Here is a 19,301-nt window from a genome sequence, read left to right as displayed (position 1 = left end):
TCACGCGTGTTTGAAGGCTCCGGATCGGCCGACGGTCTTTGAGGCAACATCGTCTTCTGCCGAAAGCGGCATCCGCTTTCCGGCGCCGGCGCAACCGTCAGAACTTGTCTGCCACCTGAATGCCGGCCGGACCGAGAATGACGGCGATCAGCACCGGCAGGAAGAACAGGATCATCGGCACCGTCAGCTTCGGCGGCAGGGCGGCAGCCTTTTTTTCCGCCTCGTTCATGCGCTCGTCGCGTCCTTCCTGGGCAAGAACGCGCAGCGCCTGTGCAACCGGCGTACCGTAGCGATCGGCCTGGATCAGCGCCTGAGTCACCGATCGAACCAGCTCGATCTGGGTGCGCGTGGCAAGATTTTCGAGCGCCGCACGGCGATCCGGCAGGAAGGAAAGCTCAGCCGTGGTCAGCACCATCTCCTCGGCAAGCGCCGGCGACTGCTCCCCGAGCTCTTCCGACACACGGCGCATCGCGGCCTCGATCGAGATGCCGGATTCAACGCAGATCAGCATCAGGTCCAGCGCATCCGGCCAGGCGCGCTTGATCGAGTGCTGGCGCTTGCCCATGCGGTTCGAGATGAAGATATTCGGCGCGTAGAAGCCGAGATAACCGACGCCGATGACGGCGAAGAGGCGGATCGGCGTGCCCTTTTCGGCGAGATTGCCGAGGCCGAAGACCCAGACAGCGGCAAGCGTCAGGAACAGGAAAGGCAGCAGGAAACGCGCCACCAGGAAGGTATTCAGCGCATTCTCCGATCGGAAGCCGGCGGCACGCAGCTTGTTGACCGTGTTTTCGTCGACCAGCGCCTTGCGCAGGTTGAAGCGCTCGACGATCTGACGGACCGAGCGGTTGTTCTGGTTCCTGAGCGAGGCCTTGCCGGCGCCGGTTTCCGTGTTCATGCGGGCGCGTTCGCGGGCACGGATCTGCTCGCGCTCCGTGGAAACAGCCTTCATGCGCTTGTTCAAATCGCCGCGCTCGAAAAAGGGAATGGCGATCGTGTAAAAAGTGGCGAAGACGGCAATCGCGACGAAGAGGGCGATCAGCATGCTCGGATTGGTTAGCGTTGCGGCAAGATCCTGCGACATGGTGCGTCCTTCCGGCTAGATGTCAAAATTGACCATGTTGCGCATGACGAAGATGCCGATCGACATCCAGATCGCCGAGACACCCATGATAAAATGGCCGCGCGGATCGGTGAAAAGGATCATCATGTAGTTCGGCGACGTCATGTAGACGAGCGTCGCGACGATGAAGGGCAGAGCCCCGATAATGACGGCCGACGCCTTGGCTTCCATCGAGAGCGCCTGGACCTTGGCCTTCATCTTCCTGCGCTCACGCAGCACCTTGGAGAGGTTGCCGATCGCTTCCGACAGATTGCCGCCGGCCTGCGACTGGATGGCGATGACGATGGCGAAGAAGTTGACTTCCTGGAGCGGCATGTGGATCGTCATGCGCGCGCAGGCGTCGGGGATACTCAGGCCTACCTGCTGCGCCTCGATCACCCGCAGGAACTCGCTCTTGACAGGCTCGGTGCCTTCGGTGGCAATAAGGCGGATCGCATCGTTGAGCGGCAGGCCCGATTTGATTGAGCGCGTAATAACGTCAAGCGCATTGGGGAGTTCGTTCAAAAACTTGGTCTGGCGGCGCTTGATCAGGAAGCCAACGACCCAGCGCGGCAGGCCGAGACCGGCGACGACGGCGATACCGACCATGACCATCCACGATGCGCCGACGACCAAGGCGACGAGAAGCAGCATGGAGGCGAAGACGGCGCTGATGAGATAGAATTTCGCCGCCGTGATCGTCAGGCCGGCCTGCACCAGCCGCGCCTTCATCGACACGGTCTTCTTGGTCTTTTCGTGCTGGCGCTTTTCCAGATCCTTCAGATTGTCCTGCACCGATTTACGGCGCTTCGACAGCTCTTGCACCCGGTCACGGGCAGCCTTGACCTTGACCCGGTCGCTTTCGGCCGATTTGACGCGATTGATGCGGCTTGCCGATTTCTTGTCGGCCTCGATCTTCGAAAACAACAGGGCATAGGCGACCGCCGCCGCGGAGACGGCGGCGAGGACGACGATTGCCAATACTATCGGATCGAACCCGAACATCTCGCCTATTCCTTCGTTTTCGCTTCCATCGCGTCGAGGGCGGCGGCAAGACGCTTTTCCTCGTTGAAGTAGCGGGCGCGATCCCAGAAATGCGGCTTGCCGACGCCGGTCGACATGTGCCGGCCGATCAGGCGGCCATTCGCATCCTCGCCATCGATCTCGTAGCGCATCAAGTCCTGGGTGATGATGACGTCGCCTTCCATGCCGATCACCTCGGTGATCTGGGTGATGCGGCGCGAACCGTCGCGAAGGCGTGCCGCCTGAATGACGACATCGACCGAGCTGGAAATGATCTCGCGCACCGTCTTTGCCGGCAGGGTAAAGCCCCCCATGGCGATCATCGATTCAATACGGCTCAGGCATTCGCGCGGTGTGTTGGCGTGGATGGTGCCCATCGAACCGTCGTGACCGGTGTTCATCGCCTGCAGCAGGTCGAAAACTTCAGGTCCGCGCACTTCGCCGACGATGATGCGCTCGGGACGCATACGCAGGCAGTTCTTGACGAGATCGCGCATGGTGATCTCGCCCTCGCCTTCGATATTCGGCGGGCGCGTTTCGAGACGCACGACATGCGGCTGCTGCAGTTGCAGTTCGGCCGTATCCTCGCAGGTGATGACGCGTTCGTCCCTGTCGATATAGTTGGTGAGGCAGTTCAGAAGCGTGGTTTTACCCGAGCCGGTGCCGCCTGAAATGACGACATTGCAGCGCACGCGCCCGATGATCTGCAGCACGGTTGCACCTTCCGGCGTGATCGCGCCGAAACGGACGAGCTGATCGAGGGTCAGCTTGTCCTTCTTGAACTTGCGGATGGTGAGCGCCGGCCCGTCGATCGACAGCGGCGGCGCGATGACGTTGACGCGCGAGCCATCCGGCAGGCGGGCGTCGCAGATCGGGCTCGATTCGTCGACGCGGCGGCCGACCTGGCTGACGATGCGCTGACAGATCGAGAGAAGCTGTGCATTGTCGCGGAAGCGTATTTCCGATTCGATCGTCTTGCCGCCGACTTCGATGAACGTCTGACCGGCGCCGTTGACCATGATGTCGGCGATGTCGTCGCGCGCCAGCAACGGCTCCAGCGGGCCGTACCCGAGGACGTCGTTGCAGATATCCTCGAGCAGTTCTTCCTGCTCGGAGATCGACATCGCAAAGTTCTTGATGGTGATGATGTCGTTGACGATGTCGCGGATTTCCTCGCGGGCGCTTTCGCCGTCGAGCTTGGAAAGTTGCGAGAGATCGATCGTGTCGATCAGCGCGGAAAAGACCTGCGCCTTGGTGTCGTAATATTCATCGGTGCGGGCCGGGCGCTTGCGCTGCGGCGTCTGCATCGGCGGCGGCGTCACCTGCTGGCGTGCGGACTCGCGCGAGGGTTCGACCAGAATGGAGGGGGAAGAGGCCGCAGGGGCGGCGGCCGGAGCCGGCGGCGGAGGAGCAATCGCCCCCCCGACCTTTCCGGAACCCTCATTTCCGCGTTTTCCAAACATGCCACTCGATCCAATCTGCTCGTTCTAGAGCATTTCCCGATCTCTCCGAGTCATGGAAATGCTCTATCTGTTCGTTTTCACGCAATTGCGGACGCAAAGCCGCTTCCCGCTTTTGCTGGAATTGCTCATCGTCTATTTGCGCTTTAGGAGGCCCAGCAGGCCGCCCTTCCTCGCCTTCTTGATCGCGACACGGCCGGTGACGATGTGCGATATCTGCGAAAAGGTTTCCGCCGTCGGCGACTTCGGGTCGACTTCCGAGATCATCCGGCCACTGTTGGCGGCGTTGCCGAAAAGATGGATGTCGAAGGGAATGATCGCGATCGGATCGATCTCCAGCGGCTCACAGAAATCCGACGGCGAAATTTCCGGCCGTTTCGGCATGCCGACCTGATTGAGGATGAGATGCGGCGGCCGGTCGTTCGGCCGCATCTTGCGCAGCGCGTCGAGCATATTCTTGGCGTTGCGCAGGTTGGCGAGATCGGGAACCGCTGCGATGACCACCTCGTCGACGCTCGACAGCACCGAGCGCGTCCATTCCGACCATGCATGCGGGACATCGAGCACTGTGACGGGCGCGCTGCGCTGCAGAACATCGAGCACCGGCTGGAAGGCCTGGCCGTCGAAATCATAGGCACGGTCGAGCAGCGAGGGTGCGGCAAGCAGCGACAGATGCTCGGAGCATTTCGTCAACAGGCGGTCGAGGAAGACCTCGTCGAGACGATCGGGTGCGAAGACCGCTTCAGCGATGCCCTGGGCCGGATCCTGGTCGAAATCGATGTTCGCCGTGCCATAAGGCAGGTCGAGATCGGCGAGGATCGTCTCGGTGGAGAAGAGATTGGAAATGCCGAAGGCGCAATTATGCGCGATGGTCGAAGCGCCGGTGCCGCCCTTCGAGCCGATGAAGGCGATGCTGCGGCCAAGCGGCTCGGCTTCCGGATCGACGAAGATCGAGGCCATCGCCGCAAGGATATCGGGCATGGCGACGGGCTGGACCATATATTCGGAAATGCCGTTGCGGATGAGTTCGCGATAAAGCCCGATATCGTTGTAATAGCCGATAATGACGACCTTGGTCGTCGGATCGCAGACGGCGGCGAGCGGTGCGAGTTCGCCGAGCAGGTTCGCGGCATTCGCCTTGGTCTCGAGGATGATGAGGTTCGGCGTCGGGGCGCCGGAAAACATATTGGCGGCAGCGGCGATGCCGCCGCTGGTGATGCGCATGCTGACTTTCGCGACGCGCCGATCATTGGCGCAGCGTTCCATGACATGCTGCAGGACCTCGCTCTCGCAGAAGGCGTGGACGGAGATGCGCGGCAACGGCCGCATGTTTTCCAGATCCGCCATGCGCACCGCCTCCTCGGCGTTGCGAAGCTCGCTGGGGTTTTTGATTTCGTATTCGATCGCGCTCATCGTCCCGTTCCGCCTCAGAAGCTGCTGTCGCTGCCGACATCTTCGATTGTCGATGTCGTCGTGCGGTATTCCTGGATGGCATTGTTGCGCCGCTGTGCGTCGATCGGGGTCATGCCGCGGGGTGCCACCAGATCCTCCGGATTGGCAATCTGGGCGGCAAGGTTGTTCTGTGAGGCGCAGCCGAAATTATAATAATTCTGGTTGGTCAAATCGTTCGAGATGTCCTTCGGCCACTGACCGCATTGCGTGGTGACCGCGGTGGTGCCGGTAAAGCTCAGCCGGATCGGCGCCGCATCGCCGGGACCGGCGGCGGCATAGGAGGTGTTGACGATTTTCGAGCTTGCGATCCCCCTCGATGTCAGCTCGGCACGGACCTGATTGCGCAGCTGATAGGCTGCCGCCGAATTCGGCGAGCCTTGCGGAGACAGCACATAAACCGGCCCCGAGGCGCGCGAGATGTAGTTTGTGGCAAAGCCGCGGATGAGGTCGCGCTGGGCGATGGTCAGGCGGCGATCGGTGGAGGCGACGGGTATATCCACCGTCTGCTCCGCCTCCGTGACGATGATCGGGTGGCGGGCGCGGTAATCGTCCGGAATGCCGCCGGTCGTCAGCTGGTCATGCGGGCCGGCGCATCCGGAAAGGATTGCCATCGACATGGCGGCCATCGCAAAAAACGCCTTCGAGATTCCGAAGCGGGGTGTCGTCGCAATCATATGGGCCATCGCCTGATCTCTGTTTTCTGCCATTGCTGCCGATCGTGCCCCGCTCATTTGTAGATGAACCCGATCGAGCCGTGGAACTGCGCGTCTGCAACGGGCGCCTCGCGGCGGCCATAGACCTTGTTGACACGGTTGAGGAAGAAGGTCGCACCGTCGTTCTCAGGGCTGAAATTGTCGTCCGGCCGGTTGAGCTGGTTGCGCGCCACCGGGCGCACCAGATAGGGCGTGGCGATGATGACGAGCTCGGTTTCCTGACGCTCGAAACCCTTCTGGCGGAAGAGCGTCCCGAGTAGCGGGATCTTCGAGACACCGGGCGTGCCGCCCATCGTCTGGGAAACATTGTCGCGGATAAGGCCGGCGAGCGCGATCGAGCCGCCCGAAGGCAGCTCCACCGAGGTTTCCGCCGAGCGGCGCTGATAGGTGGCGTTGCCGCTGCCGGCCACCGGTTCGGAGACGTTGGTCTTGATCTGCAGGCTGATGCGGCCCGATGACAGCACGACCGGTTTGAAGGCGAGGCTGATACCGTAGTTAAACGGTACGACGGTGACATTGCCGTCGCTGTCGGTCGTCGAATAAAGCTGCTGGCCACCGGAATTGAAGGTCGCGGCCTGGCCCGATATCGCCGTCAGCGTCGGTTCTGCGAGCGTCTTGACGACCTTGGCCTGTTCCAGCGCGTTGAGGTAGGTCGAAATGTCGTATTTGCCGATCGAGCTCTTGAAGAGCGCCGCCAGACCGCCACCGACCGTCGACGCGGCGCTGTCGGCGCTGGGACTGCCGAGCTGAGCGACCGTCATGCCGGAAGAATTGGAAACCAGATTGTCGAAGCCGAGCTGCTTCAGCACCTCGCGGCGGACCTCGGCGATCGTCACCTTGAGGGTGACCTGGTCCTCGCCCTCGATCTGCAGCAGGTTGACGACCTGCGAACTCTGGCGACCTTCGGCAAAAAGCGCCACAGAGCTGTCGCCGCCGGTGCCGGATGCCGTTTCGGTTCTGGTCGTCGCCTCGCCGCCCTTCAGGAAGACCTGTGCCAGATCGGCGGCCTGTGTGGCATCCTGCGGCGTGCGCACGGTGCCGGTCAGCACGATGTTGTCGGAGACGATTTCGACGTTGATGTTGGAGTCGGGAATGAAGCGGCGGAGATTGACTTCGAGGCCGGAGACGTCGCGCTCGATCTCGATGTCGAGATTGACGATCTCCTGTCCACCGGCGCCGAAGACGAAGATATTCGTCTGGCCGACCTTCTTGCCGAACAGGTAGATGCGCCGCGAGGTGCGGGTCACGGCATCAGCCATGGTCGGATCGGAGACGAGGATATCATGCGCATCCTCCGGCAGATCGACAACGACGGCCTTGTTGAGCCCGAGCTTCAGCCGGCGATGGGCATTGGAGCCGGTCTGCGAGATCCGGACCAGGCTATCGGAATCGGCGCGCGCTTCGCCTGCACCGAAGAGTGGGGCGAAAGAGGCCGGCACCATACCAGAGGCGCCGATTGCCAGCGAAAGGCAACCTGTCAGGAGAGGTCCGGCGCGCCGCGTTGAATTGCCCATTTGCACGTCCTTACTCCGCCTTCGGCGCGGCGCCCGCATCCGTGACGATGGCGCCCGATTTGATGACCTGGATGATCGCACTGCCGTTGTCGCCGCTCAGCAGATAGTCGGCGGCGCTGGTATCCTGCTCCTGCGCATCGGCGACCGAACGCAGCGCGAGCGACAGCCGGTCCGCCATCTGCTGGGCGACGGCAAGAACCTTCGTTTGATCGGGCGTAAGCTCGAGCGTCGCGGTCGTGCCGACCACCGATTTCGAGCCGTCGTCCTTTTCCTGGATCTGCTGGTCGATGGCGAGGACGCGGACATTGCTCAGCACGGTTTCGGTGATGAGCTTGTCGGCCTCCGCGCCCTTGCGGACCATGATGACGTCGACGCGATCATTCGGCAGGATGAAACCGCCGGCGCCCGTTGCCACCGATATCTCAGTCGCGACGGCGCGCTTGCCGGCCGGCAACAGCGAGGAGAGGATGCGGCTGCTGGAATCGGCGATCTTTTCCGGCCGGATCGGTTCACCTTCGAAGATCGGCAGACGCACGACGGCGCCCTGCAGATCCTTGATTGCATCCGGCTTGTCGGTTTCGGTGATGAGGCCGGGAACGACGCCGCCCTGCGGCCAGGCCATCCAATGCACCGCCTGGTCATCCAGCCTTGCGCCGACCGACAGATTGCCGCTCGAGACGAGGATGTTGACGGTCGGTTCCTTCTCGACGACCGAGCGGACCTGGGTAACGACACCGCCGCTGCCCGCCATTTGCATTGCCAGGAGGCCGGCGAGGCCGGCTGCCACCACGGCGACAGCTAGGATTATAAGGCGAGCCGGTTTCATCGATCATTCCTCAGGGCACGATATGTTCGCCCTGTAGAATGCTCAGCAATTGGTATAATTATGGTTAATGGAACGCTTACATTTTAAGTTAACGGGCATTTAAAATGCCGTTATTTCAGGCTTTCCAGTGCCGCGAGGAACAGCGGCGAGGAAGGGAAGGCCATGAAGCCGCCGATTGCGATCGCGATGCCGTAGGGGATCTTCTTGGCGAGCAGGACCGAGTTCGGCACTGGCAGGCCGATGGCGAGAATAGTATTGGACTGCGTTCTCACCAGCAGGATGAGCAAGGTGATGAGACCGCCGATCGCGGCGACATCGGTCATCAGGAAAAGCAGCGATTCATTCAGACCGAACCAGAGCGCGGTGGCGCTCAACAGCTTGGCATCTCCGCCGCCCATCACATTGAATGCAAAGAGAGCAAAGCAGGCGCTGAAGACGATGGCGGCGCCGGCAAGATGCATGCCGATCATTTCCAGTCCCAAGCCGGAGAACGGCGCGAGGACGAGGAAAGAGGCGGTCAGGATCACGGAAATGCGGTTCGGGATCGTCATGGTGAACAGATCCGAGAACGCCGCCATGGCGAGGCAGAGTGGCAGTATCAGGAAAACTGCAGCTGCGATCATGCGTATATCCGATCAAGACATGATGCGAAAAGGCTCACGGCTGTTCAGCCTGTGAGCCCGCTCGGATAGTTCGGCCGGAGAAAATCCGGCCGGCATATGCGAATGCCGTCACGCAACAGCTATCTTAGCTGCCGCTCGCGGTGACCGAGGTGTCCATCTTGGTGCTCAAGCCGTTAAACACGTTGCCGATCTTGCCGCCAAGGCTCGTTGCGCCGGTGATGAGCGCTACGGAAATGAGGGCGGCGATCAGTCCGTATTCGATTGCGGTCGCGCCGGATTCGTCCTTCAGAAAACGGCTAAAAAGCTTGGTCATGGTAACTCCTAACTCCAGTTGATGTTCAGCACGTCCGCCAACTGTTTGCCGTTGATCGGATGACTGCAACCTAGCGAATGGCCGTTTCCATCGGCTTAAGGAAAAGAGTTAACGACATGTGAACGAGACAACAGGCCTTTGTAGAGTCAGTATTTTCTTACGCGCTTACCTCAATATTTAACAATATTCCTGATATAACCGCAGCATTCATCCGGAAATAGCACAAATTCCGCTTCCAACCGAGGCGTGCGCCGCCCAGAGACCGTACCAAATCGGAGCATTGCGCTTCATCCTGGAACAGAGCGGTAGGCTTAAGGCTTCGTTCACCATTTCTTTCCATTCTATGCGGATATTGCGCTGTGATCATGAAAGAGGACCCAATGTCATCGAGCGGCAAAACCATTTTCTTTGCCGGCATGATCGCCGTTTTCGGTATTTCGGGAGTTTCCGCGGCCGCAGACGATGACATGCTGCGCGTCTATATGGATCACGCGCGCGTCTTGAAACTCGACCGCCCCGTCAGCAAGGTGATTGTCGGCAATGCCGCAGTCGCCGATGCAACGGTCGCCGACGCCAAGACCATCGTGCTGACGGGACGCAGCTTCGGCACCACCAATCTGGTGCTTCTCGATGCCGACGGCAATGCGATCCTCGACGAACGCATCCTGGTGTCGATCGACGAGGGCAATACGGTACGCGTCTACCGGCAGACGCAGCGCTCCGTGCTGTCCTGCACGCCGAATTGCGAGCAGCATGCGCAGCAAGCGGCCACCGCGACCGCCTCACCCTGAGTATATTTCGGAGCTTCCTCGGCCATTCGTTAAAATCCTCGTGTCAGGTTGAAACGGAAAATCAACGAACGGACCTTAGTCTGACGACTGAGAATGTCGCTCGGGTCCAGGCAATGATGACAATCGATCAGCAGACGGATAAGGGGCGCGCTGTTGCGCCGTTCCGCTTCTTACGGTTTCGCGGTCTCGCCCGCTCACGCGAGGGTGCTGCGGCGATCGAATTCGCGCTGCTCGCCATTCCCTATTTCCTGGTGATTTTCGCAATCCTCGAAACTTTCGTCGCCTTCGCCGCCGAAGAACTTGTCTCCAATGCTGTCGATACGATGAGCCGCCGGATGCGAACCGGGCAGATCACCTATAATCTCGGCCGCACGACCGATATGAACCAGGCGCAGTTCCGGCAGGCTTTCTGCGATGAGATCTCGATCCTGATCCGCTGCTCGGCGAGCGAAGTCGCTACGCCGAGCAAGCTCTACGTGGATGTGCAGACGTTCAGCACCTTTTCGGCCATTCCGACGACGATCCCCAAGCTTTCCACCGACAAATATGCCGACATCAACACGGCGGCCTTCAAATATGCGCCGGGCGGCGCCGGCACGATCAATATGCTGCGCGCCTACTACCGCTGGGAAATCACCGCGGATCTGGTCCGACCTTACATCACCACGATACGTCCCTCCGACGGTTCGATGCCGCGGCAATATCTGATCGTCGCGACCGCGGCCTTCCAGAATGAGCAGTATCCATAATGGCGTTGCGCAACCCGTTCACCAGACTGGTCCTGACGGTGCGGCGGCTGGCCCGCGACCGCAGGGGCGCCGGCGCGATCGAATTCGCGATCCTCTTTCCCGTGCTCGTGATGCTCTATATCGGCGCTTTCGAGATCACCGTCGGCCTCAGCGTCAGCAAGCGCGTGACGCGCGCCGCAGGAACGGTGGCCGACCTCGTCACCCAGCAGCAATCCGTCACCAAGAGCGCGCTCGCGCAGATGCCGTCGGTCGCAACGGCGATCTTCGTGCCCTACAACTCCACGTCGCTGACGCTGAAGATCACCGGGATCACCATCGATGCCGGTGCCAATGCGAAGGTGCTCTGGTCCTGGGCGAAGGATGGGACGGTGCCCTATGCCAAGAACACCACGGTGAGCAACGTGCCAGCGGATATGAAGACGGCGAACAGTTTCCTGGTCCGTACCGAACTCAGCATCCCCTATACGATGTTCCTGTTTGCCCCGAACTTCATGCCGGATGGCATGCGTACGATCACCATCAGCCGCAGTTATTTCTACCGCCAGCGGCAAGGCGACTCGATCCCCTGCGGCGACTGCTGACGACCGCCTCCTGCTCCTCTCTGCTGCATAGCAGCAATTCAAAGTGTTACAGTGTCCTTTGCGCGTCTGAAAAAGACGCGCGGCGCTGTAATTTGCCAAGCCGGCCGCAGCATTATATGGCTGGATTTCAGCCGCCTCCGATATTGCAGAGGCCGCGATCGGCTCTCTCGGGTGTAAAATGGCGCGTGCCTTTCTTTTCGTTCTGGATTCCTTCGGCATTGGCGGGGCGCCGGATGCGGCGGCCTATGGCGACGAGGGCGCCGATACGCTCGGCCATATCGCCGAGTTCTGCGCAGCCGGAGCCGGAGACCGCGCCGGATTGCGCGAAGGGCCGCTTTCCCTGCCCAACATGTCGGAACTCGGGCTCATGCAAATCGCGCGATCCGCCTCCGGCCGATTTCCGGCCGGCATGCCCGTCCCGGAGAAGGTTTATGGCATTTATGGCGCTGCGACCGAAATCTCCCGAGGCAAGGATACGCCGTCGGGTCATTGGGAAATCGCGGGAACACCGGTCAGTTTCGATTGGGGTTATTTCCCGATAGAGGGCGACGCCTTTCCTGCCGAATTCATCGAGGCGCTATGCAGAGAGGCTGACGTGCCCGGCATCCTCGGCAACTGCCATGCTTCGGGAACGGAGATCATCGCCCGGCTCGGCGAGGACCATATCCGCACCGGCAAGCCAATCTGCTACACCTCTTCGGATTCCGTCTTTCAGGTCGCGGCGCACGAGGAGCATTTCGGCCTCGATCGTCTGCTCGCCTTCTGCCGTTTGGCCCGGGGGCTGCTCGATCCCTACAATATCGGCCGTGTCATCGCCCGGCCCTTTATCGGCCAGTCCGCCTCTACTTTCCAGCGCACGGGAAACCGGCGCGACTTCTCCGTGGTGCCGCCGGAGCCGACGCTACTCGACCGGCTGATCGAGCACGGCCGGCATGTGCATGCTGTGGGAAAGATCGACGACATCTTCGCGCATCAGGGCATTTCCAAGGTCATCAAGGCGAACGGAAACGAGGCGCTGATGGATGCGTCCCTCGCGGCGCTCGACGAGGCTGGGGACGGCGATCTCGTTTTCACCAATTTCGTCGATTTCGACATGATCTACGGTCATCGCCGCGACGTGCCGGGTTATGCAGCCGCACTCGAAGCCTTCGATGCGCGCTTGCCTGAAGTCCACAAGAAACTGAAGCCCGGCGATCTCGTCGTGCTCACCGCCGATCATGGCTGCGATCCGACCTGGCGCGGCACGGACCATACGCGCGAGCGTGTGCCTGTCATCGCTTATGGCCCCGGCATCCGGTCGCGTTCGATCGGCGTGCGCCGCAGCTATGCCGATATCGGCGAGAGCATCGCCCGGCATCTCGGCATCCCGGCCGGGCCGCACGGAAGGAGTTTTCTGTGACATCGCATTTGAAGAAGGTCGAACTGCACTGCCATCTGGAGGGTGCAGCACCGCCGGCTCTGACCGCAGCGCAGGCGCAGAAATATGGCGTCGACATCAGCGCACAGCTTCGCGACGGTGCCTATGTCTGGCATGATTTCGCAAGCTTCCTCGAATGTTACGACAAGGTTTCCGAGGTCTACAAGACCGAGGAGGACTATGCGCTTCTGACCGAAACCTATCTCGACGAACTCGCCGCCATCGATACGATCTACAGCGAGCTCATCGTTTCGCCCGACCACGGCAAGCGCATCGGGCTCGGCGCCGATGCCTATATATCCGGTATCTGCGAAGGCATCCGGCGGGCCAGGGAAAAGAACGGCATTGAGGCCCGGCTGATCGTCACCGGCGAGCGGCATTTCGGTCCGGAGAGCGTGATTGGTGCTGCCGAATATGCGGCAAAGGCCGGCAATCCCCTGATTACCGGCTTCAATCTTGCCGGCGAGGAGCGCATGGGGCGCGTCGCCGATTATGCCCGCGCCTTCGATATCGCCCGCGAGGCCGGCCTCGGGCTGACCATCCATGCCGGCGAGGTCTGCGGCGCCTTCAGCGTCGCCGATGCGCTCGATGCGGTGCGCCCCTCGCGCATCGGCCACGGGGTGCGCGCCATCGAGGATGTCGATCTGGTCAAACGGCTTGCCGATCTCGGCACCGTGCTCGAGATCTGCCCGGGCTCCAATATCGCCCTCGGGGTCTTTCCGGATTTCGCCTCCCATCCGCTGCGCCGGCTGAAGGACGCGGGCGTCCGGGTGACGATCAGCTCGGACGATCCGCCTTTCTTTCATACTTCGCTCAAGCGGGAATACGAACTTGCCGCCGGGACCTTCGGTTTCAGCGACGCCGAGATCGATGCCATGACGCGCACGGCGATCGAAGCCGCCTTCGTCGACGATGAGACACGCAAGGCCCTGCTCGCCCGAATTTGAGGGCGAGAGGCTGGGGAAGATTGGCCGCCACTCTTGCGGTCTGGCCGATTTCCGTGAAAGAAACATTCGATAGAAAGAATGAAAGGCTTCCCCATGGACGGCGTCACAGTCATCGATCATCCGCTTGTGCAGCACAAGCTCACCATCATGCGGCGCAAGGAGACATCGACGGGAAGTTTCCGGCGCTTGCTGCGCGAAATCTCGACGCTGCTCTGTTACGAGGTCACCCGCGATCTCGAACTGACGATGGAAACGATCGAGACGCCGCTGCAGACGATGGAATCGCCGATCCTCGAGGGCAAGAAGCTGGTCTTCGCCTCGATCCTGCGCGCCGGCAACGGACTGCTCGAAGGCATGCTCGATCTCGTGCCGTCCGCCCGCGTCTCGCATATCGGCGTCTACCGCGACCACGAGACGCTGCAGCCGGTCGAATATTACTTCAAGGCGCCGGAGGACGTGGCCGAGCGGCTGATCATCGTCGTAGACCCGATGCTTGCGACCGGCAATTCCTCGATCGCGGCAATCGACAAGCTCAAGGAACGCGGCGCCCACAATATCCGCTTCCTCTGCCTGCTTGCCGCCCCGGAAGGCATCCGCAACTTTCGCGCCGCGCATCCCGATGTTCCGGTCTTCACCGCGTCGATCGATAGCCATCTCAACGAGAAGGGCTATATCGTGCCCGGTCTCGGCGATGCCGGCGACCGCATGTACGGCACCAAGTAATTTCAACCTTCTTTTACCAAATCGAAAGACTTTGCGGCCCGGTGGTTCAAGCCGGGCCTTTTGTCGTCGATATTAGCAACTTATCAGCACTTGAGGTTTAGGAAGCCTGAAGCATGAGGCCCTGCATGATGCCGGGTTTATACAGGAAGGATTTCTGTTTCATGCTCGTGCGTACCGTCCTATTCGCCAGCATCGCCGCGGTGCTCGCCACACAGGTGCCTTCCTTCTTCGGAAGCACCAGCCAGCAGCCTGCTGACGCTCTCTCCGCCAATTACGCATCGACCGAAAGCGATGAGGCCGCAGTACCCGCGCCCGTCTCTGGCAGCAATGCGATCCGGCTGCAGGCCGATGCGCAGGGCCACTATACCGGCAGCTTCAAGATCAACGGCAAGCCGGTGCAGGGCCTGATCGATACCGGCGCCACCTATGTGGCGCTCAACGAGACGCTGGCCCGCCGGCTGGGCTTCACCGCCAACCAACTCGATTTCCGTTACGGGGTGAACACTGCGAACGGCCAGACGAAGGCCGCGCATGTGACACTCGACCGGGTCGAAATCGGCGGCATTCGCGTGCGCGATGTCGAAGCCTTCGTCCTGAGGGACAATGCGCTGACGACGACGCTGGTCGGCATGAGTTTCCTGCAGAAGCTCGCCTCCTATTCCGTCGCCGACGGTTCGCTCAGCCTCAAGCAGTAAACCGCGTCAGATCAGGCCCGCAATCACCGGTGTCAGCTCCGGCTTGTCCTCGGTGATGCGGTAATGCATGGCAAGTGCCGCAGCCGCCCGCTCCGCCGCGGCTTCGTCAGCAGCATGAACCAGCGCGATCGGTTCGCCCGCGTTTACGCGGGTGCCAAGCGGCAGGAGTTCGGAAAAGCCGACGCGATGGTCGATCCGGGCCGCCGGATGGCGTCTTCCGCCGCCAAGGTCGATGACACTGATGCCGACACCGCGCGCATCGCAGCCGGCAAGCCAGCCGGACCGGGCGGCCGGGACAGGCTTTTCCACAGGCGCCCTGACTAGATATCGGTCGGGATTTTCGATGAGATCGGCCGGGCCGCCGAGCATCGATACCATACGCGCGAAGACTTCCGCCGCCTTTCCCGACGACAAGGCCCGCCGCGCCATTCCTTCAGCTTCATCAGGCGAAGCGGCGATACCGGATTTCACCAGCATCTCGGCGGCGAAGGCAAAAACGACGATATCAAGCCGCGTGTCTCTTTTCCTGCCTGCCAGGAAGTCCAGGCAGTTGCGCATCTCGACCGCGTTGCCGGCACTGTCGGCGAGCGGCTGGTTCATGTCGGTGATCAGGGCCGAGGTCTTCACGCCTGCACCATTGGCCACCTCGACCAGCGACTGCGCGAGGATCTCCGCCTGGCCGCGATCGGCCATGAAGGCGCCATTGCCGACCTTGACGTCGAGCACCAGCGTCTCGAGCCCCGCCGCAAGTTTCTTCGAGAGGATCGAGGCGGTGATGAGGGGAATGGAATCGACCGTGGCGGTTACGTCGCGCACGGCATAGAGCCTGCCGTCGGCGGGCGCCAAGGTCCCGGTCTGGCCGATGATGGCGCATCCCGCCTCCTTCACGACCTTGTGGAACAGGTCAGCATCCGGGGTGATCAGATAGCCGGGAATGGATTCGAGCTTATCCAGCGTGCCGCCGGTATGGCCGAGGCCGCGCCCGGAGATCATCGGAACGGCGAGGCCGCAGGCAGCGGCGATCGGCGCCAGCATCAGCGAAACATTGTCGCCGACGCCGCCGGTCGAATGCTTGTCGGCGATCGGGCGGTCGATATCGGCCCATTGCAGCCTGTCACCGGAATCGGCCATCGCCAGCGTCAAGGCCACGATTTCGGCCCGCGACATGCCCTTGAACCAAACGGCCATGGCGAATGCGCCGATCTGGCCTTCCGACAATCGACCGGCAGCGAGTGCCGCGATGAAGGAGCTGATATCGGCGGCGGCGAGTTCGTCGCCATCGCGCTTACGCCGAATGATCTCCTGCGGAATCATTTCAGTAGCTCGACGCTGCAGCCGGTGCCGACTGCGTTCCACTTAGAACCGCCAGGATATCGTCGAGCAGGTCGGAAGCGCCGAAGCGGAACGTCGACGGCATCGCCCAGTCCGGTGTCATGATGGTTTCGGCAAGGCTCAGATAGAGTGCGGCATCGCTCAGCGAGCCGATGCCGCCGGCCGGCTTGAAGCCGACCTTGCGGCCGCTTTCGCGGATAGCGCGGATCATGATGTCGGCGGCTTCGAGCGTCGCGTTGACGGCGACTTTGCCGGTGGAGGTCTTGATGAAATCGGCGCCAGCTTCGATGGCGAGTTCGGAGGCACGGCGGATCAATGCCGCATCCTTCAGCTCGCCAGTCTCGATGATGACCTTCAGAAGAACGGGGCCAGCGCATTCGGCGCGCACGGCCTTGACCATATCGGTCACCGCCTTCTCATTGCCGGCCAGCAGCTTGCGGTAGGGGATGACTAGATCGATCTCATCGGCGCCATCGGCAATCGCCTCGCGGGCTTCAGCGGCGACATCGGCGACTTCCATATCGCCGGAAGGGAGGTTGACGACGGTCGCGATACGCACGGCGTGCCCAGTGCCAAGGATATTGCGGGCCTGAGCGACGAACCGCGGCCAGATGCAGATCGCGGCGCTAGTGCCGTAGGGCGTCTGCGCACGGGCGCAGAGCGCGTCGATCTGCGCCTCGGTGCAATCATCCCTCAAATTGGTGAGATCGAGAAGAGAAAGGGCGACAGCCGCCGTCTCCCGGTTGGAATGGCTATTCATCTTCGCTTCCTCTAGAGCATGATGCCGAAAAGTGTGAGCGGTTTTCGGACGACATCATGCTCTAACTCCTTAATGTAGAACAGGATTTAGATTTTAGGCCGACCCGGCCTAAAATCATCCTGTTCCAGCCGCAATCATGTCTTTCAGGATGGCGGCGAGACGGGCGCCGCCGATGGGCGCCATGTCCTTGGTTTCTTCATGGCTGAGCTCATTGCCGGTCATGCCTGCCCCATAGTTGGTGATAACGGAGGCGGCTGCAACCCTCAGGCCCAGCATTCTTGCGATAATGACCTCGGGCACCGTCGACATGCCGACTGCATCGGCGCCGAGGATGCGCGCCATGCGGATTTCGGCCGGCGTTTCAAAGCTTGGGCCGGAGAACCACATATAGACGCCTTGCGCCAGCTCGATTTTAAGCTTTGCCGCTGCCCTCTGCATCGCTGCGGCAAGCCCGGCATCATAGGCGTTGGTCATGCCCACGAAACGGTGATCGCTTTCCTCGCCGATCAGCGGGTTCATGCCGGAATAGTTGATGTGGTCGGTGATCTGCATCACCGAACCAGGCGGCATGTCGTCGCGCAGCGATCCGGCCGAATTGGTCAGGATCAGCGCTTCGACGCCGAGCGCCTTCAGCACCTCAATCGGCAGGCGCATGGCGTTGGCATCGCCCTTCTCGTAATAATGCACGCGGCCGGAGAGCATGACGACAGGCACGCCGCCGAGGCGGCCGGCGACGACTTCGCCAGCATGTCCGGAGACGGCGCTGACGGGAAAGCCCGGCAGGTCGCGATAGGGAACACGAACGGCGCCGTCCAGCTCACCGACGAGGGATCCGAGACCGGAGCCGAGGACGATGCCGTGGCGCGGCTTGATCCCGCCGAGCAGTGCCGCGAGCAGGTTGACCGTCGCCTTCATCCGAGTTCAGTCTCGAAGCTGAAGGGAAGAAGCTCTTCCATCGTCATGGTCTTCTTGACGCCCGCTTCATCGCAAAGGTAGATCTTCGTCTCCTTGGAGGCGAATTCGGAGATCTTCTGACGGCAGCCGCCACAGGGCGGGCAGAGCGGCAGTTTCTCGGCAATGACCGCCATTTCGACGATCTTCTTCGCGCCGCCCATGATCATCGCGCCGATCGCCGTCGGCTCGGCGCACCATCCTTGCGGGAAGGAGAGATTTTCGATGTTGGCGCCGGTATAGACCTTGCCGTCTTCGGCGCGGATCGCCGCGCCGACCGGGAATTTCGAATAGGGCGCATGGGCAAAGGCCATGGCGCCGCGGGCGGCTTCGAACAGATCGTGAGACATATCAACGCTCCTTCGTATAGGGCACGCCACCGGCTTTCGGCGGGGTCGCGACGCCGATGAAGCCGGCAAGCAGGACGCAGGTCAAGACATAGGGCAGCGCCTGGAAAACCTGAACCGGCACTTCGCCGATCAGCGGCACCTGCTTGCCCTGCATGAAATTTGCCAGCGCATCGAGGAAGCCGAAGAGTAGGCAGGCAAACATGACGGGTACCGGCTTCCACTTGGCGAAGACGAGAGCTGCGAGCGCGATATAGCCCTTGCCGGCCGACATGTCCTTGATGAAGGCTGCGGACTGGGCGATGGCCAGATAGGTGCCGGCAAAGCCGCAGAGGATGCCGGCGCACATGACGGCGCGGTAACGCAGCCAGGCGACCGAGATGCCGGCCGTATCGACCGCGCCCGGATTTTCGCCGACGGCGCGCAGCCGCAGGCCGAAACGTGTGCGGTAAAGCACCCACCAGGAAAACGGCACGGCGAGAAAGGCGAGGTAGGTGAGGACATTGTTGCCCGATATGACGTTGGCATAGAGCGGGCCGATGATCGGTATGTCGCGGGCAGCATCGGCGCCCGGCAGGATGATCGGCGCAAAGCGCGACTCCGGCGCCAGCTGCGGCGTGCGTCCGCCCTGGCCGAACCAGGCCTGACCGAGCACGATGGTGATACCGGCGATGAAGAAGTTGATGGCGACACCGGAGACAATCTGATTGCCGCGGTTGGTGATCGAGGCAAAGCCATGCACCAGGCTCAGCGCCACCGAGCAGAGGATGCCGGCACCGAGGCCGAGCCAGGCCGAATCGGTGAGATAGGCAACGCAGGCGGCGGCAAAGGCCGAGCCCAGCATCTTGCCCTCGAGGCCGATATCGAAAATGCCGGCACGTTCCGAAAACAGACCGGCAAGGGCGGTGAAGATCAGCGGTATCGACAGGCGGATGGTGGAGGCTAGAACGCTGATAAAGATGTCGTAATAGTCCATCGCCCG

General features: G+C 61.6%; 21 protein-coding genes. 7 read left to right on the top strand and 14 right to left on the bottom strand.

Annotation, left to right across the window (positions count from 1 at the left end):
* Positions 1-97: 97 nt before the first annotated feature.
* The 9 genes from AC2444_RS22710 to AC2444_RS22670 form a co-directional block, all read right to left on the bottom strand.
* Positions 98-1,084 carry a type II secretion system F family protein gene (locus tag AC2444_RS22710; protein ID WP_012759734.1) on the bottom strand — a complete coding sequence of 329 codons (987 nt, stop codon included), beginning with the start codon at positions 1,082-1,084 and terminating at the stop codon, positions 98-100.
* Between the two features lie 15 nt (positions 1,085-1,099).
* Positions 1,100-2,107 carry a type II secretion system F family protein gene (locus AC2444_RS22705; RefSeq protein ID WP_012759733.1) on the bottom strand — a complete coding sequence of 336 codons (1,008 nt, stop codon included), beginning with the start codon at positions 2,105-2,107 and terminating at the stop codon, positions 1,100-1,102.
* A gap of 5 nt (positions 2,108-2,112) precedes the next feature.
* A complete protein-coding gene (locus AC2444_RS22700) occupies positions 2,113-3,588 on the bottom strand; it encodes a TadA family conjugal transfer-associated ATPase (protein ID WP_012759732.1) in 1,476 nt (491 codons plus the stop codon).
* Between the two features lie 132 nt (positions 3,589-3,720).
* The gene (locus AC2444_RS22695; RefSeq protein ID WP_012759731.1) at positions 3,721-4,998 is read right to left on the bottom strand and encodes a CpaE/TadZ family protein; all 1,278 of its coding nucleotides are present in this window, start codon (positions 4,996-4,998) and stop codon (positions 3,721-3,723) included.
* Between the two features lie 14 nt (positions 4,999-5,012).
* Positions 5,013-5,768, bottom strand: coding sequence for a CpaD family pilus assembly protein (locus AC2444_RS22690; RefSeq protein WP_080518567.1), 756 nt, complete (start codon positions 5,766-5,768; stop codon positions 5,013-5,015).
* Entirely contained in the window at positions 5,765-7,264 is a 1,500-nt protein-coding gene (locus AC2444_RS22685) for a type II and III secretion system protein family protein (protein ID WP_012759729.1), read from the bottom strand. Before AC2444_RS22685 ends, AC2444_RS22690 begins: the two co-directional genes overlap by 4 nt.
* A gap of 10 nt (positions 7,265-7,274) precedes the next feature.
* Positions 7,275-8,090 carry a Flp pilus assembly protein CpaB gene (gene cpaB, locus AC2444_RS22680; protein ID WP_012759728.1) on the bottom strand — a complete coding sequence of 272 codons (816 nt, stop codon included), beginning with the start codon at positions 8,088-8,090 and terminating at the stop codon, positions 7,275-7,277.
* Between the two features lie 110 nt (positions 8,091-8,200).
* On the bottom strand, positions 8,201-8,713 hold the full coding sequence (locus tag AC2444_RS22675; RefSeq protein ID WP_012759727.1) for an A24 family peptidase: 513 nt from the start codon (positions 8,711-8,713) through the stop codon (positions 8,201-8,203).
* Positions 8,714-8,837: 124 nt separating this feature from the next.
* On the bottom strand, positions 8,838-9,026 hold the full coding sequence (locus AC2444_RS22670) for a Flp family type IVb pilin (protein ID WP_012759726.1): 189 nt from the start codon (positions 9,024-9,026) through the stop codon (positions 8,838-8,840).
* Between the two features lie 380 nt (positions 9,027-9,406).
* Between AC2444_RS22670 and AC2444_RS22665 the strand changes: the two genes are divergently transcribed.
* The 7 genes from AC2444_RS22665 to AC2444_RS22635 all read left to right on the top strand — a co-directional run bounded on the left by AC2444_RS22665 (position 9,407) and on the right by AC2444_RS22635 (position 14,929).
* On the top strand, positions 9,407-9,817 hold the full coding sequence (locus AC2444_RS22665; protein WP_003544493.1) for a pilus assembly protein N-terminal domain-containing protein: 411 nt from the start codon (positions 9,407-9,409) through the stop codon (positions 9,815-9,817).
* A 113-nt stretch (positions 9,818-9,930) separates the two neighbouring features.
* Positions 9,931-10,566, top strand: a complete 636-nt coding sequence (locus AC2444_RS22660; protein ID WP_041935612.1) for a TadE/TadG family type IV pilus assembly protein — start codon at positions 9,931-9,933, stop codon at positions 10,564-10,566.
* Positions 10,566-11,147 carry a TadE/TadG family type IV pilus assembly protein gene (locus AC2444_RS22655; RefSeq protein ID WP_012759724.1) on the top strand — a complete coding sequence of 194 codons (582 nt, stop codon included), beginning with the start codon at positions 10,566-10,568 and terminating at the stop codon, positions 11,145-11,147. Before AC2444_RS22660 ends, AC2444_RS22655 begins: the two co-directional genes overlap by 1 nt.
* A 178-nt stretch (positions 11,148-11,325) precedes the next feature.
* On the top strand, positions 11,326-12,546 hold the full coding sequence (locus AC2444_RS22650) for a phosphopentomutase (protein ID WP_012759723.1): 1,221 nt from the start codon (positions 11,326-11,328) through the stop codon (positions 12,544-12,546).
* Positions 12,543-13,511, top strand: coding sequence for an adenosine deaminase (locus AC2444_RS22645; protein WP_012759722.1), 969 nt, complete (start codon positions 12,543-12,545; stop codon positions 13,509-13,511). Before AC2444_RS22650 ends, AC2444_RS22645 begins: the two co-directional genes overlap by 4 nt.
* Before the next feature lie 93 nt (positions 13,512-13,604).
* Complete coding sequence (gene upp, locus AC2444_RS22640) at positions 13,605-14,234, top strand: uracil phosphoribosyltransferase (RefSeq protein ID WP_012759721.1); 630 nt, start codon at positions 13,605-13,607, stop codon at positions 14,232-14,234.
* A gap of 125 nt (positions 14,235-14,359) precedes the next feature.
* Positions 14,360-14,929: a TIGR02281 family clan AA aspartic protease gene (locus tag AC2444_RS22635; RefSeq protein ID WP_012759720.1), complete on the top strand. Its 570-nt coding sequence runs from the start codon at positions 14,360-14,362 to the stop codon at positions 14,927-14,929.
* A gap of 6 nt (positions 14,930-14,935) precedes the next feature.
* Here AC2444_RS22635 and deoA read toward each other — a convergent pair whose 3' ends face one another.
* The 5 genes from deoA to AC2444_RS22610 form a co-directional block, all read right to left on the bottom strand.
* Positions 14,936-16,243: a thymidine phosphorylase gene (gene deoA, locus AC2444_RS22630; protein ID WP_012759719.1), complete on the bottom strand. Its 1,308-nt coding sequence runs from the start codon at positions 16,241-16,243 to the stop codon at positions 14,936-14,938.
* Position 16,244: 1 nt separating this feature from the next.
* Positions 16,245-17,021, bottom strand: a complete 777-nt coding sequence (gene deoC, locus AC2444_RS22625) for a deoxyribose-phosphate aldolase (protein ID WP_012759718.1) — start codon at positions 17,019-17,021, stop codon at positions 16,245-16,247.
* Between the two features lie 114 nt (positions 17,022-17,135).
* The gene (locus AC2444_RS22620) at positions 17,136-17,936 is read right to left on the bottom strand and encodes a purine-nucleoside phosphorylase (protein WP_012759717.1); all 801 of its coding nucleotides are present in this window, start codon (positions 17,934-17,936) and stop codon (positions 17,136-17,138) included.
* Positions 17,933-18,322 (bottom strand): cytidine deaminase, encoded by a 390-nt coding sequence (locus AC2444_RS22615; protein WP_003544464.1) that lies wholly within the window; start codon positions 18,320-18,322, stop codon positions 17,933-17,935. Before AC2444_RS22615 ends, AC2444_RS22620 begins: the two co-directional genes overlap by 4 nt.
* Position 18,323: 1 nt before the next feature.
* Positions 18,324-19,295: an ABC transporter permease gene (locus AC2444_RS22610; RefSeq protein WP_012759716.1), complete on the bottom strand. Its 972-nt coding sequence runs from the start codon at positions 19,293-19,295 to the stop codon at positions 18,324-18,326.
* Positions 19,296-19,301: the final 6 nt, after the last annotated feature.

This window comes from Rhizobium sp. WSM1328 (assembly GCF_057653715.1).
This window is presented reverse-complemented; position numbering and strand designations above follow the sequence as displayed.

Coding starts and splice junctions, on each gene's coding strand:
- AC2444_RS22710 (WP_012759734.1), bottom strand. CDS start 1,084: ATGTCGCAGGATCTTGCCGCAACGCTAACCAATCCGAGCATGCTGATC.
- AC2444_RS22705 (WP_012759733.1), bottom strand. CDS start 2,107: ATGTTCGGGTTCGATCCGATAGTATTGGCAATCGTCGTCCTCGCCGCC.
- AC2444_RS22700 (WP_012759732.1), bottom strand. CDS start 3,588: ATGTTTGGAAAACGCGGAAATGAGGGTTCCGGAAAGGTCGGGGGGGCG.
- AC2444_RS22695 (WP_012759731.1), bottom strand. CDS start 4,998: ATGAGCGCGATCGAATACGAAATCAAAAACCCCAGCGAGCTTCGCAAC.
- AC2444_RS22690 (WP_080518567.1), bottom strand. CDS start 5,768: ATGAGCGGGGCACGATCGGCAGCAATGGCAGAAAACAGAGATCAGGCG.
- AC2444_RS22685 (WP_012759729.1), bottom strand. CDS start 7,264: ATGGGCAATTCAACGCGGCGCGCCGGACCTCTCCTGACAGGTTGCCTT.
- cpaB (WP_012759728.1), bottom strand. CDS start 8,090: ATGAAACCGGCTCGCCTTATAATCCTAGCTGTCGCCGTGGTGGCAGCC.
- AC2444_RS22675 (WP_012759727.1), bottom strand. CDS start 8,713: ATGATCGCAGCTGCAGTTTTCCTGATACTGCCACTCTGCCTCGCCATG.
- AC2444_RS22670 (WP_012759726.1), bottom strand. CDS start 9,026: ATGACCAAGCTTTTTAGCCGTTTTCTGAAGGACGAATCCGGCGCGACC.
- AC2444_RS22665 (WP_003544493.1), top strand. CDS start 9,407: ATGTCATCGAGCGGCAAAACCATTTTCTTTGCCGGCATGATCGCCGTT.
- AC2444_RS22660 (WP_041935612.1), top strand. CDS start 9,931: ATGATGACAATCGATCAGCAGACGGATAAGGGGCGCGCTGTTGCGCCG.
- AC2444_RS22655 (WP_012759724.1), top strand. CDS start 10,566: ATGGCGTTGCGCAACCCGTTCACCAGACTGGTCCTGACGGTGCGGCGG.
- AC2444_RS22650 (WP_012759723.1), top strand. CDS start 11,326: ATGGCGCGTGCCTTTCTTTTCGTTCTGGATTCCTTCGGCATTGGCGGG.
- upp (WP_012759721.1), top strand. CDS start 13,605: ATGGACGGCGTCACAGTCATCGATCATCCGCTTGTGCAGCACAAGCTC.
- AC2444_RS22635 (WP_012759720.1), top strand. CDS start 14,360: ATGATGCCGGGTTTATACAGGAAGGATTTCTGTTTCATGCTCGTGCGT.
- deoA (WP_012759719.1), bottom strand. CDS start 16,243: ATGATTCCGCAGGAGATCATTCGGCGTAAGCGCGATGGCGACGAACTC.
- deoC (WP_012759718.1), bottom strand. CDS start 17,021: ATGAATAGCCATTCCAACCGGGAGACGGCGGCTGTCGCCCTTTCTCTT.
- AC2444_RS22620 (WP_012759717.1), bottom strand. CDS start 17,936: ATGAAGGCGACGGTCAACCTGCTCGCGGCACTGCTCGGCGGGATCAAG.
- AC2444_RS22615 (WP_003544464.1), bottom strand. CDS start 18,322: ATGTCTCACGATCTGTTCGAAGCCGCCCGCGGCGCCATGGCCTTTGCC.
- AC2444_RS22610 (WP_012759716.1), bottom strand. CDS start 19,295: ATGGACTATTACGACATCTTTATCAGCGTTCTAGCCTCCACCATCCGC.